The organism is Rheinheimera sp. SA_1, assembly GCF_001669775.1.
Taxonomy (GTDB): Bacteria; Pseudomonadota; Gammaproteobacteria; order Enterobacterales; family Alteromonadaceae; genus Pararheinheimera.
Map to the genome: position 1 here is coordinate 42,395 of NZ_LXWK01000011.1, position 14,477 is coordinate 56,871.

The window sequence follows — 14,477 nt, forward strand, 5'->3', positions numbered from 1 at the left end:
CTTGCGTCAACAAATAGTGAGTTATCGAGAGGAATGTCGGCTTAACTGAGCCAAATGCAACTGGCCATCCGACCGGTCTGACCGTCGCGACGATAGGAAAAAAATAACTCTGATTCACTAACGGTGCAGTGATCACCACCATAAAACCGGGTCACCCCAGCCGCCAGCAAACGTTGCCTTGCCAATAAATAGATATTGGCCAAATATTTACCATCGCCTTGTGGCACAAAAGCCAGATTGGCTCCGGCATTTTTTTGCATAAATGCCGCACGAACGTCGCTTCCCACTTCAAACTGACCGGGGCCAATGGCAGGACCAAACCACACCATCACATCTTGTGGATTGGTAAAGTGCGCCAGCGTCTGTTCCAGCACACCGTCACACAAGCCACGCCAGCCTGCATGCGCCGCTGCAACTTGGGTACCTTGCAGATTGCAAAACAGCACTGGCAAACAATCAGCAGTCATCACCAGACAAACCTGACCGGCTTGCTGGCTAACAGCCGCATCTGCCGAAACCAGTTCTCCCTGCCACTTTGCTAAATCCAGCACTGCGGTGCCATGCACCTGATTGAGCCAGGCCGGTGCTTGTGGCAGCGCGGCCTGTTGTTGCAATAAAACACGATTTTGCTCAACAGCTGCAATAGCATCCCCCACATGGCTGCCGAGATTCAGACTGGCATAAACACCGGTCGATACCCCACCTTGCCTTGTAGTCGACAAGGCGTTGACCGATGCAGGTGCTGGCCAGTCAGGCGTTAGCCACACTGGAGTTAACCGAGCCGGCGCTGACATTACTGATTGTCCATGCCGTGAATAGCGGTGTCTTCGCGCAGCGCTTGAGTCAGCCCGACCATATCGTCCGGTACCGGCGCGTGCCATTCCAACAGCTCACCGGTAATTGGGTGGGCTAACCGCAACATGGCCGCATGTAACGCCTGACGTTTAAAAGCGCGTAATACCACTAATAACGATTCATCAGCTTTACGCGGCGGTCGTGGCCGGCCGGCATACACCGGATCGCCAACTAACGGATAGTTAATGTAGGTCATATGCACACGGATTTGGTGAGTACGACCAGTTTCTAACCGTAACCGTAACCGCGTGTGATTGCGGAATTTCTCCATCACCCGGTAATGCGTCACTGCTGGCTTACCTGAGGACGTTACCGCCATATGGGTACGTTTGGTTGGATGACGGCCAATCGGCTCGTCGACCATGCCACCAGCAGTCATCGCGCCATGGGCAATCGCTTCATATTCACGGGTAATTTCGCGCGCCTGCATCATTTCGACCAGATGCGTCTGCGCTGGGATGGTTTTTGCCACCACCATTAAACCGGTGGTATCTTTATCGAGGCGGTGAATAATGCCAGCACGCGGCACTTCTGAAATGCCCGGGCAGTGATGCAACAAAGCGTTTAATAAAGTGCCATCATGATTACCAGCACCTGGGTGCACCACTAAACCAGCCGGTTTATTGATCACCAGAATATGATCATCTTCATAAACGATATTTAAATCAATCGGCTCTGCTTCGAAGCGTTCATCGTCTGGCAGTTCAGCATTAATTTCGATGTTTTCGCCACCGAGCAATTTCTCCCGCGGCACATTGCATAAACGACCATTGATATTGACCCAATCGGCCAGGATCCACTCTTTTATCCGCGAACGCGAATAATCAGGGAACATTTCCGCCAGAACCTGATCCAAGCGTTTACCGTAAAGATGATCAGGTACAATTTCTGTAAGTTTTATCTGTTTTGTCATGTCGGAACCAGTTATCCTGTGTGCATACCCGAACAGTCTGGGTTAGAATCGGTGTATTGCGGTTATTTTAACGACTTTATAGAAGACTAGACAGCCAATCGGCTGAAATGGTCCTGGATTTTTCAATGAAAGCTAAAATATTTGTAGTTTTGTGTATTTCTGCAGCGCTTAGCGCCTGTGCCGGCAACAAATCTGAAGAACAACTGGTCAATACCAACCAAACCGCTCAGGCAGCATACAACGATGCCAAGGATGTTTTGGACTCTGGTTTGTATTCTCGAGCCATTGAACTGCTCAAAGCCATGGAAAGCCGGTTCCCTTTTGGCCCGGTCGCCCGTCAGGTACAATTAGATTTAATCTATGCTTACCATCAGGCTGGTGATTCGAAACAATGTCTGGCCAGCATCGACCGGTTTATCCGGTTAAATCCAAATCATCCCGATCTCGATTATGTCTATTTTATGCGCGGACTGACCAATCAGAAAACCGACGACAACTCTTTTCAGGAGTTTTTCGGGGTTGATCGCGCTGACCGTGATTTAGCCAGCACCAGACAAGCATTTGACGATTTCAAAATTCTGACCTCAACCTTTCCAAACAGCAGATACGCTGCCGATGGTCAGGCACGGATGCAGGAAATCAAAGAAAAACTGGTTCGCCATGAATTATTGATTGCCGATTATTACAGCCGCCGTGGTGCCCATTTAGCTGCTGCCAATCGTGCAAAATACGTTGTCGAATTCCATCGCGATTCACCACAAGTCGCCAAGGCACTGCAAGTGATGGTCAGCAGTTACGACCAGCTTGGTCTGACCAAACTGCGTGATGACGCCAAAGCGGTACTGGATCAGAACTTCCCACAATCTTGATTTGTTAATTAAAGGGCCTGAGCCAATTGTTAATTAAATTAACAATTGGCTCAGGCCCTTTTTTTTACTTCGTTACAAAGCCTCTAGCGCTTCAGTTAGTTTTGTTGCACCAATCACTGTCATCCCAGCAATAGCGTCTTTTGGCACATTGGCAGCTGGCACTATCGCCCGTTTAAAACCATGTTTAGCCGCTTCCCGCAGTCGCTCCTGACCGCTGGGCACCGGCCTGATTTCGCCTGACAATCCAACTTCCCCAAATACCACTAAATCAATCGGCAATGGTTTATTACGAAAACTTGACACCAGCGCCAGCAAAGTAGCCAAATCAGCACCTGTTTCGGTGACTTTCACCCCGCCGACCACGTTTACAAACACGTCTTGATCGGACATCTGAATCCCGGCATGGCGATGCATCACCGCCAGTAACATCGACAAACGGTTTTGTTCCATCCCCACAGTAACCCTTCTTGGGTTATTCAGGGGGGAATAATCCACCAGTCCTTGAATTTCTACCAGCAACGGCCGGGTACCTTCCCACAGCACCATCACCAGACTGCCGGCGGCTTCTTCTTTACCCCGGTTTAAAAAAATGGCCGACGGATTTTTGACTTCTTTCATGCCCTGCCCGGTCATCGCAAACACACCAAGTTCATTCACCGCACCAAAACGGTTTTTGGTGCCGCGTAAAGTGCGGAAACGATTGTCACCGTCACCCTCCAGCATCACTGAACAATCGATACAATGCTCCAGCACTTTAGGGCCAGCCAACGAACCATCTTTGGTGACATGGCCGACCATAATGACCGCAACCTGATGTTGCTTGGCAAAACGCGTCAGAAATGCCGCGCTTTCCCGAACTTGTGACACACTGCCTGGCGCCGATTGGATATCAGCCATTTGCATCACCTGGATGGAGTCGATGACCATGATCCGCGGTTTTTCCTGCTGCGCCAGCTGACAAATGGTTTCCACCTGAGTTTCAGCCAGCATATTTAGCTGATTGGTAGGCAGACCCAGCCGATTGGCCCGCAGCGCTACTTGCTGCAACGACTCTTCGCCAGTGACATAAAGCGCCGGGCCTTGCGCCGCCAGATAACACATGATTTGCAGTAACAACGTACTTTTACCGGCGCCGGGGCTGCCGCCAATCAAAATGGCTGAACCCGGCACAATTCCGCCACCCAGCACCCGGTCGAACTCGGCAAAACCGGAGCTGAAACGCGGCACGTCCTGTAGATCGACCTGATCAAGCTTCATTACTTTGGCAACAGTCGCCCCGGCATAACCACTACTGCGGGAAGTATTTTTCGAAATAGTGGGCATTCGGACTTCGCTAATCGTATTCCAGGCACCGCATTCTGTACATTGTCCTTGCCAGCGTACGAAGTCGGCACCACAATCGTTACAGACGTATGCAGTTTTTACTTTTGCCATAATTTTCACCGAAACAATTGAAAGGCATAATTTTTGCTTTTAATGTATACATGGTATCACAACAAGTAGTAATGATGCGGCAGACCAGCAACCTATGACGGCACCCGATCTGCAACCCTATATCGGCGTGATTGAACGCTTAAAGCCCTTGATAAACACTTCGGAGTTTAACGAGGTCTTTACTATTTTGACCGCAGATATTCCGAAGCCTAAACAATTCCTATTAAAAATGGAGTTAAAACGGTTAGGTCAGCCTTGCAGTTATTACATCGATTTACGCGGCAAAGTGGATGGCGAAGTTCGTCCTTATGAACATGCCGGTAAAACCCATTATATGGACGACACTGCGATCAAAGCCTTTGAACGCGGCATCAAACGCTACAACCGCTATACGCTGGGCTTGTACGAAGAAGTAATGAACACCGATAACAACTATCGGGTCAGACACAAACAACAAACTGAACAACGAATGCAGGCGGTCATCTCCGGAGATCCACTGGTTGCATCGACATCGGTTGAACCTGCAGAAGCTGAACAGGACAAAACCGGACCATCACTCATTCAGTTCGCCAGCTACTGCAGTCGTGGTGAAGAGCGGATGAACTTCACGATTGATATCGAAATTGAAGTGGAGGATGGTGAAAAGTTTCAGGCGAGCACCGTGGATCTGTCGGTGTCCGGCAGTAAACTGAAAATCCCGAATAGCAGACGTCTTGCCGCTGGGCAAAAAATTGCCATTTTATTCAAAGGCCTGGAGCAAGAATTTGCCCTCGGTTTCAGTCATGGTATTCCCTACCAGGTGATCGACACTGAAGTTGTCGAACGTTCGCAGTATGTGCGGGTGAAACGGCTGCCGCTGGACGATGAACACGGTTTCAGCGATTTTCTGAAGCAATTTATTCATGGCAATAAACGCCGTTATAAAGTGAACCTCGATAACACCCTCGATGCAGTGGTGGTCAAAGGTTATGAACAATTCTATTTACCACGGATCAGCTCGTTACCGGTATTTTTAGCCGTGCGCGAAGGCCTGCCTGTACCTGTTTGCGCCATGACGACTGAGAACAACCGCCAGCATGTACAATATTTTCAGGATGAACGGCAGCAATCGGTATTAATGCAGCTGTTGACCGGTAAAAGATTAAAAAGCTGCCTGCAAAAAGCGCCCTCTGAACGCTCGACCATTCTGTACTGCTTTACCCACGCCGCTAAAGGTAAGTTATATTTTTACAGCGCGACCTCCGACGAGTTGCTGCAACTCCCGGATCTGCAGAACATCTTTTTTGGTTTTGCCGCGCAAAAACCCAGCTGGCGGGTGTTCCATCTGGTGGTACAGCGCACGCATCCAAATGATTCGCATATTTTATTGTCGTTACCGGATACCGCAGATCAGGAAATTGCCAAGCTCAACCAGCCGCCGTCGCAGCTGGTACAAGGGCTGATTAAAGATTTTCGCTACATCGTCAGCCTGACCGATATCACGGCACAAGAGAGCACGGCTTTATATCAGCAGATAAGCTACGACGAATCAAAACTGGCGCAACTAAAAATATTTGGCCACGCCAAACTTGACGAACTACCACCGCTGGAATCGGTGGCACTGCAATATGTCAACTTGCGGGCTGAAGCCAGATTTTTATATAAAACCAAGGTGTTACTGAAAATTAACCAGCAGACTTTTCTGGAAGCCCATACCCGTGATTTCTCCAGCAAAGGGCTACAGATTGAAACAGCTGAACAGATCGCTTACCAAAAAGGTGACAGAATTCAGTTAGCACTGCCGGATATGCAAAAAATTTCCAGTAAATACGGCCTGACTGAACTGGAATATGAAGTGATGGCGGTCAGCAAAAGCCAGCTGATCATGAACCTTAAAATGGTTGAACAGACCGGCCCACATCAGGGGCGGCTATTTTTCGAACAGCTTATTAAAAATAACAGAGCCAAATTGACGCTAGCCGAGGAAACGCCAAAATATGCGGGTTTAAGCCAGGCGCTACGTAATATGTACGTCAAAGCTTTGAATAGCTTCCCGTTTTACATGCATCGCCATGGTATACGTTATGATCTTAATGTGATTGGCCGTGGCGCCGAGCCGAACAATTTACATCGGCTGCTGGGGGTGCTTGGTGATAAACAGCAAAAAGTGAACTTGCAGCCGCTGTTAAAAAATAACGCCACTAATTTGCACTTTGCCAATCAGCTTAAAGGCATGAAACGCCAGGACGCGCCAAAAACATATGAAGTGTTTATTCGCTACCGCCAAGGTCAAAAGAAGCTGGAGCAGAGTTTTGTCACTGAATTCGACTTTGATCTAAAAACAGCACAGGCACGGCAATTTTTTGTGCAGGACGCGCTGGCCAATGACTTACTGTTTTGCTTTAAAATCTTTTTATCGCGCACCGGCCGCCCCGACACTGAACATATCTCCAAAGAATTGGGTTATGTCAGCGTCTACGCCATTCACAAAGCCAAAGTATTGGAAGAAGAATTGTGGAGCGTGGTTGGCGTTGGTGACGTGATAGATATCAGCGATGAAATTCTGTTGCGATACGGCGTTTCCAACGAGCAGATTTTGGCGCAACAAACCAAACGCCGGGAATTTGTCAGTAGTGTGGAAGCTGCAGGTTAAACCGGCGTCTGCTTTAGTTTAAAACGAGCTAGCGCTGGCTGGCCAACCAATCAGCTAAAGCCCGAAAATGCCCCTGCAGCGCCTTTGGATGCGTCAGCATTGAGATATGATCATAACCATGTAAATCATCCGCTTCTGCACCAAGCAGTGTAAATTTTGCCTGCTGCAACTGGGTTTCTGCCATAAAAAGCTGCACATCGGTGGGATGGCCTAACACTTTGTCATTCACAGCGGCAAAAAACCAGCTGGCTGGCCAGGGACAAGTTTTCGACGCCATGGCGTAATCAAACTGATCGGTAGGGTCAATAAAGTCCTCGGTATTGATCCAGTGAATGGTATCTAATAAAAACTGCGTCGGTTCATTGTCTGCACCAAAACGGAATTTTTTCGCCGGCAGATAACCATAACGCTGGCACAACCAAGGCCCGACAAGGTTCCAGAGCCAGTTAACCTGGATAGTTTTCGCCATACTGCTGGTACTAATCCGACGTTTGGTACCAAAATAACTGACGGAAGCCACTTTTGCGCAAAGCTTAGGAAATCTGGCAAGACTGGCCGCCAGCAGCACCCCGCCCCAAGAGTGACAAACCAGATGGATTTTCTGCTGATATTGCTGATAAAGATGCTCAATCAATGCCGGAATATCGCGGCAAATCAGCTGATGCTGACTGTGATCAAAATCTTTGGAAGCAGGTGGCTGCGACTTACCACGCCCGGCAAAATCGGCGCAGTACACGCTAAAACCTTGATCAGCAAGAAAACAACCTAAACCCTTGCCATGATGGCTATAAAAAATCCGACCATTTTCTATAGCGCCGTGCAGCATTAATACCGGTGCCTGTGAAATATGCAGTGGCGTTAACCGGCGTAAATGCAGCTGGTAATCGGTTAAATCCAGGAAAATCGAGCTTTGCTGATGCTTCATGCCTGCGCTGGTTCCAGCAAATACAGCAATTGCAACAACGAGCCCTGGCGAATAGCCGCTTTGGCTTCCGCCTGTACTTTTGGTTTGGCGTGAAATGCGACGCCAAGCGCTGCCATTTTTAGCATCGGCAAATCATTGGCGCCGTCGCCAATAGCGACTGTCTGCGAAGGCTCCAGTCCAAATTGCACGCTGAGCTCTGCAACAACTGCAGCTTTACGATTTGCATCAACGATCTCACCCAGCACCTGACCGGTGAGTTTACCATCGACAATTTCCAGCACATTGGCGAAGGTTGCCGTTAAATCAAGCCGCTGTTTTAACGCATCGGTGAAAAAGGTAAAACCACCGGAGGCAATAGCCACCTGCCAGCTGTGTTTTTGCAGATGGCTAACTAATGCCGTTAAGCCCGGCATCAGCGGCACTGCATCTAACACCTGCTGCAAAATCTGTTCTGGCGCGTCTTTGAGCGTCGCTACCCGTTGGCGCAGACTTTGCGCAAAATCGAGTTCACCATTCATCGCTCGGGCGGTCACTGCCGCTACTTCTGCGCCAACACCGGCAAGTACCGCAATTTCATCAATACATTCAATCTGAATGGCGGTGCTGTCCATATCCATCACCAGCAAACCAGGCTGGTTCAGACAGACAAAGTGATTCAGGCAGACCAATTCTAGCGGCCACTGAGACGCGACTTCACGAATGGCGGCAACCTTGTCTGCAGTCAATGGAACGGCAAAATCCAACACGAGAGCCGGTGCAAGTTCTGGATGCGGCTGATACAACCGGATCAGCGCCTGCTGTGGCGCGGCCAACGCCAGGATTTGGCTTAACTGAGCAGCCGTCAATTCAGATCCAAAACACCGGATACTGCTGACAACCGGCGATTGGGTTAGCTGCTGCGCTACCTGCCCGGTCAAAGCAACGGCCTGATACTGAAAACCTGCTGCTGTGGCACTGGCCAATAGCGGCCCTTTTGCTGCAACGATTTGTGGTAACGATATCTGAGCCTGCTGTTGCGACTCCCACTGCTCGAAAAACCCCACCCTTTCACCTGTACTTCAGCTAAACACCGTGGCATTCTACCGACATTTTTCAGCCTCTGTCAGGGGCTCAGGCGGCGAATATGACGAATTTAACCACAAAACTGCCAAAAAAATCGGCACGACTGTTCCGCTGGGTGCAACTGCTGGTCGCCAGTTTAGGCTTATTGGCGTTGTTACAGTGGTGGAACGATAGCAATCAACAAGGCCAACGTTTGTTCGCTGAACAGAGTTCGGTGTTGATGCGCGAAACTTTAAAAGCCTTAGCGCAAACCGCCGCCTATTTGATTGAAAACGATCAGCTTGATGGTTTAACGGCGTTAACGCAGCAGCTGGCTTCCAGCCCTTATTTACATGATGTGGTGGTCTATGACGCCAACGGTGTTCGGCTGAGCGAATCACCAGGCAGTGAACCAGCACGATTGCTGTACGCGCCACAACATGAAGTTGCGTTGCAGCCAATGGTGCAGGAGATTTATCAGGGCGAACAATTGCTGGGGTATATCAAAATCAGCCTGAAACAAGATACCGGTTTTAGCGCCGTGTCCAGCGCCTGGCACGCGATGATGGAACAGGTATTGTGGATGTTGCTGTTAGCAGCGGTGATCGCCTTGATGGCACGCAGCAGTTTGTTGTGGTTATCGCATAAACTGGCATCGAATCGGCAGTTACAGCATGCGGCTATCGACAGCCATGAACATATTGGCCATTGATAAAAACCTTCTTAACGAATGGCCTTTAGTGAATACTGAGCGCCGCCAGGGTATTGCGCCATAGCTGGCCGGCGATCTCTTGCGGCGATTCATCCCTAAGTTCACAAAAAGCTTCAAACACCAGCGCCAGTTGTTTTGGGGTATTGATTTGCCCCTGAAAACCAGACAACGGCATCGCGGGAGCGTCGGTTTCCAATACAAAACAACTTAGTGGTAACTGACGTACTGCAGCTTGCGTTTTGGCCGCTCGCGGATAAGTAATAGTACCGCCAATGCCGAGTTTAAAACCAAGATCAACAAACAGCTGCCCTTGCTCCGGACTGCCGGAAAACGCATGCAAAATGCCGCCATATTCAAATTTCTGCCGTTTAATTTCTGCATGCAACTGCACCATGCTTTTGCGATGATGCAACACCACTGGTTTTTTAAATTCGGCAGCTAGCTTTAACTGTGCTTCGAACAACAGCTGTTGCCGGGTAAAGGTTTCCGGCGCCAGTGCATAATCCAAACCAATTTCACCGACTGCAGTGATTTGTGACCGATGCTGTTCTAGCAAGCTTTTGAGCAATACCAGACTGGTTTCGTCATGCTGCGCTGCCCACCAGGGATGGATACCTAATGCGATGTTGAATTCTGGGAATGACCGCGAAAAATCCAGCAACGGTTGCCAGGCGCTTGCTTGCACGGCCGGGATTAAACAACCTTGCACACCAACCGCCTGCGCCTGTTGCCAGTGCTGCAGCCATTCAGGCCACAGCTCTGGTAAATCCAGATGACAATGGCTGTCAAACAAGGCCAGATCCGGTGGCTGAGGCACCGACTCGGGCTGTAAATCAGGCAGCAGCTCATGTAGAAATTCTGGCATTTACGGGCACAACCGCTCAATCTGCCATAAACCATCCGGTTGCAAGCGGTACATAAAACGGTCATGTAACCGATGTTCACCGCCCTGCCAGAATTCGATGGCATGGGGTTTAATCTGAAAACCGCCCCAGAATGACGGCACCGGCACTTCGCCATGTTCAAATTTATGCTTAATTTCGGCAAATTTTTGCATCAGCGCCTGACGGGTCGACACCGGCCGGCTTTGCTCAGACGCCCAGGCCGCCAGCTGACTTTCTTTGGGTCTGGATAAAAAGTACTTCATCACATGGCTGACCGGAAGCTCAGTGGCCGTGCCATAAACAATCACTTGCCGTTCCAGCGGATGCCAGGGAAAATGCAGACACACCTTCGGATTACCGGCCAGTTCGCGCGCTTTGCGACTGCCAAGATTGGTGTAAAACACAAAACCATCCGGGTTCACATCTTTCAGCAACACCAACCGCTGTGAAGGCTGACCATGTTCATCGACGGTCGCCACGCACATCGCCGTAGGATCCGGCAATTCAGCGGCGATGGCGTCCTTTAGCCACAACTCAAACTGGGCAAAGGGATCGCCAGTTAACTTATCAATATCGAGTTTGTCTTTGACATAGCTGCGGCGAATATCGTCTATTTTCATAATGTCCCCATATACCCGTCATCCTTGAAGATTCGGGGGTGTTGCCTTCGTTCATTCGCCCCAGTCACATAGAACAGCTATGCTCCGGGTCGGACTGGCGTTCCAGTCTCACTTTCTCGTCGCCTACCCGAATCTCCAATGATTTAGGGTATAAGAGACATTTACTCCTACAAAAAAAGCGCCGAAGCGCTTTTTATCAATCTTACATCCGTTCCATTACTTCAATGCCAAGCAGGTCAAGACCTTGCGCCAGCAACCGTGATACACCGATACTCAGCATTAAACGGCTGTCGCGGACATTTGGTTCAATGCCTTCTTTGAGCATCGGACAAGCTTCGTAGAACGTCATATATAAACTGGCCAGCTCATAAAGATAGTTACACAGCAGATTTGGCTGCGCATCTTTAATCATTTGCTGCAATGTTTCTTCAAACTGCAGGGTTTTTAACGCCAGTTGTTTTTCCTGCGCTTCAACCAACAACAGCGGTGCATTAAAGTCATTGGTGACTTCAGCGCGGCGTAAAATACTACGCACCCGGGTATAAGCATATTGCAGATAAGGTGCAGTGGCGCCTTCAAAGCTCAGCATTGAATCCCAGCTAAAGATATAGTCTGAAGTACGGTTTTTCGACAAGTCAGCGAATTTCACTGCGCCAATACCGACTTTACGCGCCACTTCAGCAATTTCATCTGCTGACAACTCAGTCGACTTTTGCTCGACCACCGCTTTGGCGCGAACCACCGCTTCTTCTAACAATTCTGCCAGTTTCACAGTGCCACCGGTGCGGGTTTTAAACGGCTTGCCGTCTTCCCCCATCATGGTACCAAACGGGCAATGCTCATAAGAAGTCATGCTTCTGAGCAAGCCGGCTTTACGCGCCACTACTTCCACTTGTTTAAAGTGCAAGGCCTGGCGGGCGTCAGTGAAAATAATGATCCGATCGGCATTCAATTCATGGCTGCGATATTTACAGGCCGCCAAATCGGTAGTGGCATATAAAAATCCACCGCCGGTTTTCTGAATAATAAAGGGTGAAGGATTGCCTTCTTTATCCGCCAGTTCGTGTAAAAATACCACCAGTGCACCCTGGCTTTCCACCGCAATGCCGGTGGCTTTTAAGCTATCGACAATCGGTTGCAACATCGGGTTATAAGCCGATTCTGGCTTGATATGGTCATGACCCAGCGTGACATTCAGCGTGCGGTACACTTCATCGCTGTGCTTAATTGAGGTGTCGATAAACAACTGCCATAACTTCTGGCAATGTTCATCGCCACCTTGCAGCTTCACCACATAATCACGGGATTTATCGGCAAAACCGGCTTCATCGTCAAAACGTTTTTTCGCTTCGCGATAAAAGTCTTCTAAATCGGCCAACGCCACAGTTTCTAAATCAACACCGGCGGCGATTTTATCTTCCAAATGGCCAATCAGCATGCCAAATTGCGTGCCCCAATCGCCCATATGGTTCTGCCGGATCACCGTATCGCCCCAGAATTCCAGCGCCCGCACCACCGCATCACCGATGATGGTCGAACGTAAATGACCGACGTGCATTTCTTTGGCAAGGTTTGGCGCTGAGTAATCCACCACCACTTTTTGTGGTTTGCCATTCGGGCTGACACCAAGGCGGCTATCGAGCAACGCCGGTTGTAATTGGGTTGCCAACCAGTCTTTGTTCAGCGTGACATTGATAAAACCAGGACCGGCAATTTCAACTTTGTCGGCGATGTCTGCTAAATCCAGCTGATCCAATAACTGCTGCGCTAAAGCACGTGGATTGGTTTTCAGAAGCTTGGCTGCTGCCATAGCGCCGTTAATTTGGTAGTCGCCAAACTCAACTTTGGTGCTTTGCGTCACCGCGGTATGGGTGTCCGCCGGTAAACCCACCGCAATCATCGCGGCCTGGGTTTTATCTGATAATAACTGCTTAATATTCATAAACTATTTTGCCTTACTCGCGAACGTCTGCTCACGGGTTTTATGGAATTTGATTTTTGGATACCGTTCCATCGACAGGTTTAAGTTCACCATAGTCGGTGCTAAATAACTTAAATTGTCGCCGCCATCCAGCGCCAGGTTGGTGCTGGCTTTATTCTTAAATTCGTCCATGGCTTTGCCATCTTCGGAATACACCCAGCGCGCGGTGCTGACGTTGACGCTTTCGTAAATGGCGTCGACGTTATATTCGGATTTCAGGCGATGCACCACCACGTCAAACTGCAGAATACCGACGGCGCCAACGATTAAATCGTTATTATCGAGCGGCCGGAACACTTGAACAGCGCCTTCTTCAGCCAGTTGCACCAGACCTTTCAGTAATTGTTTTTGTTTTAATGGGTCGCGCAAGCGAATACGTCGGAACAATTCTGGCGCGAAATTAGGAATGCCAGTAAAGGAGTATTTTTCACCGGAAGTGAAAGTATCACCAATCTGGATGGTGCCGTGGTTATGCAAGCCGATGATATCGCCAGGATATGCTTCTTCGACGTGTTCACGGTCACCGGCTAAAAAGGTCAGCGCCTGTGGCACCAGCATATCTTTGCCGATGCGCACATGGTGCATTTTCATGCCTTTTTCGTATTTACCCGAACAAATGCGTAAAAAAGCCACCCGGTCGCGGTGCTTCGGATCCATATTGGCTTGAATTTTAAAGACAAAACCGGAAAAACCATCTTCAATCGGTTCCACAGTACGCGTGGTGGTGGCACGATGTTGTGGCGCTGGTGCCCAGTCGGTCAAACCGTCCAGCATATGATCCACACCGAAGTTACCTAAAGCGGTACCAAAAAACACCGGCGTCAGCTCGCCTTTTAAAAACAGTTCCTGGTCAAACTCATGGCTGGCGCCTTTCACCAATTCCATTTCATCACGCAGTTGCTGGGCGAAATAACCAATCCGCGCATCTAGTTCCGGGTTGTTAATCCCCTTCACACAATCCACTTCCTGAATGGTATGGCCCTGACCCGACTTATAAAACACGATTTCGTCTTTATAAATATGGTAAATGCCTTTGAATTCTTTACCCGAGCCAATTGGCCAGGTGATCGGTGCACAGGCGATTTTCAGTACACTTTCCACTTCATCCAGCAAATCAACCGGATCGCGGATATCGCGGTCCATTTTGTTCATAAAAGTGATGATTGGCGTGTCGCGTAACCGGGTGACTTCCATCAGTTTGATGGTGCGGTCTTCAACACCTTTGGCGCCGTCGATCACCATTAAACAGGAGTCGACCGCGGTTAAAGTACGGTAAGTATCTTCGGAGAAATCTTCGTGGCCCGGGGTGTCGAGTAAATTCACCAGGCAATCAGCATATGGGAACTGCATTACGGAAGTGGTGACCGAGATGCCCCGCTCTTTTTCCATTTCCATCCAGTCAGACGTGGCGAACTGGCCAGACTTTTTGCCTTTGACGGTACCGGCTTTTTGGATCAGATGTCCAAATAACAACACTTTTTCAGTGATGGTGGTTTTACCCGCATCGGGGTGACTGATTATCGCGAAGGTGCGACGTTTATTCACTTCTTCCAGAAATTGTGCGGAGGCCATGCGTGTTTCGATCCCAATTATTGAGTGGCGTCTAAGAGC

The 14,477-nt window shown here is 49.4% G+C and carries 12 protein-coding genes; 3 read left to right on the plus strand and 9 right to left on the minus strand.

What is annotated here, in order from left to right:
- Window positions 1-41 precede the first annotated feature (41 nt).
- The gene (gene pgeF, locus A5320_RS01430) at window positions 42-794 is read right to left on the minus strand and encodes a peptidoglycan editing factor PgeF (RefSeq protein WP_068059985.1); all 753 of its coding nucleotides are present in this window, start codon (window positions 792-794) and stop codon (window positions 42-44) included.
- Window positions 794-1,768: a 23S rRNA pseudouridine(1911/1915/1917) synthase RluD gene (gene rluD / locus A5320_RS01435; protein WP_068059986.1), complete on the minus strand. Its 975-nt coding sequence runs from the start codon at window positions 1,766-1,768 to the stop codon at window positions 794-796. Before rluD ends, pgeF begins: the two co-directional genes overlap by 1 nt.
- Window positions 1,769-1,893: 125 nt before the next feature.
- Between rluD and A5320_RS01440 the strand changes: the two genes are divergently transcribed.
- Window positions 1,894-2,637, plus strand: coding sequence for an outer membrane protein assembly factor BamD (locus tag A5320_RS01440; RefSeq protein WP_068059991.1), 744 nt, complete (start codon window positions 1,894-1,896; stop codon window positions 2,635-2,637).
- A 72-nt stretch (window positions 2,638-2,709) separates the two neighbouring features.
- Here the strand turns inward: A5320_RS01440 and radA are convergent, their stop codons facing one another.
- On the minus strand, window positions 2,710-4,071 hold the full coding sequence (gene radA, locus A5320_RS01445; protein ID WP_068059992.1) for a DNA repair protein RadA: 1,362 nt from the start codon (window positions 4,069-4,071) through the stop codon (window positions 2,710-2,712).
- 94 nt (window positions 4,072-4,165) lie between these two features.
- On the opposite strand from radA, the gene A5320_RS01450 reads away from it, so the two are divergent.
- The gene (locus A5320_RS01450) at window positions 4,166-6,703 is read left to right on the plus strand and encodes a PilZ domain-containing protein (RefSeq protein WP_068059993.1); all 2,538 of its coding nucleotides are present in this window, start codon (window positions 4,166-4,168) and stop codon (window positions 6,701-6,703) included.
- A gap of 28 nt (window positions 6,704-6,731) precedes the next feature.
- Here A5320_RS01450 and A5320_RS01455 read toward each other — a convergent pair whose 3' ends face one another.
- Together A5320_RS01455 and serB are read right to left on the minus strand one after the other, a co-directional pair.
- Window positions 6,732-7,628, minus strand: a complete 897-nt coding sequence (locus A5320_RS01455) for an alpha/beta fold hydrolase (protein WP_068059994.1) — start codon at window positions 7,626-7,628, stop codon at window positions 6,732-6,734.
- The gene (gene serB, locus A5320_RS01460; protein WP_068059995.1) at window positions 7,625-8,671 is read right to left on the minus strand and encodes a phosphoserine phosphatase SerB; all 1,047 of its coding nucleotides are present in this window, start codon (window positions 8,669-8,671) and stop codon (window positions 7,625-7,627) included. Before serB ends, A5320_RS01455 begins: the two co-directional genes overlap by 4 nt.
- Before the next feature lie 80 nt (window positions 8,672-8,751).
- Between serB and A5320_RS01465 the strand changes: the two genes are divergently transcribed.
- Window positions 8,752-9,381: an AhpA/YtjB family protein gene (locus A5320_RS01465; protein WP_068059996.1), complete on the plus strand. Its 630-nt coding sequence runs from the start codon at window positions 8,752-8,754 to the stop codon at window positions 9,379-9,381.
- 25 nt (window positions 9,382-9,406) lie between these two features.
- Here A5320_RS01465 and A5320_RS01470 read toward each other — a convergent pair whose 3' ends face one another.
- The 4 genes from A5320_RS01470 to prfC all read right to left on the minus strand — a co-directional run bounded on the left by A5320_RS01470 (window position 9,407) and on the right by prfC (window position 14,438).
- Complete coding sequence (locus tag A5320_RS01470; RefSeq protein ID WP_082971473.1) at window positions 9,407-10,246, minus strand: TatD family hydrolase; 840 nt, start codon at window positions 10,244-10,246, stop codon at window positions 9,407-9,409.
- Window positions 10,247-10,885 (minus strand): pyridoxamine 5'-phosphate oxidase, encoded by a 639-nt coding sequence (gene pdxH, locus A5320_RS01475; RefSeq protein ID WP_068059999.1) that lies wholly within the window; start codon window positions 10,883-10,885, stop codon window positions 10,247-10,249.
- Window positions 10,886-11,087: 202 nt separating this feature from the next.
- Window positions 11,088-12,827: an arginine--tRNA ligase gene (gene argS, locus A5320_RS01480; RefSeq protein ID WP_068060001.1), complete on the minus strand. Its 1,740-nt coding sequence runs from the start codon at window positions 12,825-12,827 to the stop codon at window positions 11,088-11,090.
- A 3-nt stretch (window positions 12,828-12,830) separates the two neighbouring features.
- Window positions 12,831-14,438 (minus strand): peptide chain release factor 3, encoded by a 1,608-nt coding sequence (gene prfC, locus A5320_RS01485; protein ID WP_068060002.1) that lies wholly within the window; start codon window positions 14,436-14,438, stop codon window positions 12,831-12,833.
- Window positions 14,439-14,477: the final 39 nt, after the last annotated feature.

What these genes read in the sequence shown, in the direction of transcription:
- A5320_RS01440 (WP_068059991.1), top strand. Translation starts at nt 1,894, where the DNA reads ATGAAAGCTAAAATATTTGTAGTTTTGTGTATTTCTGCAGCGCTTAGC.
- A5320_RS01450 (WP_068059993.1), top strand. Translation starts at nt 4,166, where the DNA reads ATGACGGCACCCGATCTGCAACCCTATATCGGCGTGATTGAACGCTTA.
- prfC (WP_068060002.1), bottom strand. Translation starts at nt 14,438, where the DNA reads ATGGCCTCCGCACAATTTCTGGAAGAAGTGAATAAACGTCGCACCTTC.
- radA (WP_068059992.1), bottom strand. Translation starts at nt 4,071, where the DNA reads ATGGCAAAAGTAAAAACTGCATACGTCTGTAACGATTGTGGTGCCGAC.
- A5320_RS01455 (WP_068059994.1), bottom strand. Translation starts at nt 7,628, where the DNA reads ATGAAGCATCAGCAAAGCTCGATTTTCCTGGATTTAACCGATTACCAG.
- rluD (WP_068059986.1), bottom strand. Translation starts at nt 1,768, where the DNA reads ATGACAAAACAGATAAAACTTACAGAAATTGTACCTGATCATCTTTAC.
- A5320_RS01470 (WP_082971473.1), bottom strand. Translation starts at nt 10,246, where the DNA reads ATGCCAGAATTTCTACATGAGCTGCTGCCTGATTTACAGCCCGAGTCG.
- pgeF (WP_068059985.1), bottom strand. Translation starts at nt 794, where the DNA reads ATGTCAGCGCCGGCTCGGTTAACTCCAGTGTGGCTAACGCCTGACTGG.
- A5320_RS01465 (WP_068059996.1), top strand. Translation starts at nt 8,752, where the DNA reads ATGACGAATTTAACCACAAAACTGCCAAAAAAATCGGCACGACTGTTC.
- pdxH (WP_068059999.1), bottom strand. Translation starts at nt 10,885, where the DNA reads ATGAAAATAGACGATATTCGCCGCAGCTATGTCAAAGACAAACTCGAT.
- argS (WP_068060001.1), bottom strand. Translation starts at nt 12,827, where the DNA reads ATGAATATTAAGCAGTTATTATCAGATAAAACCCAGGCCGCGATGATT.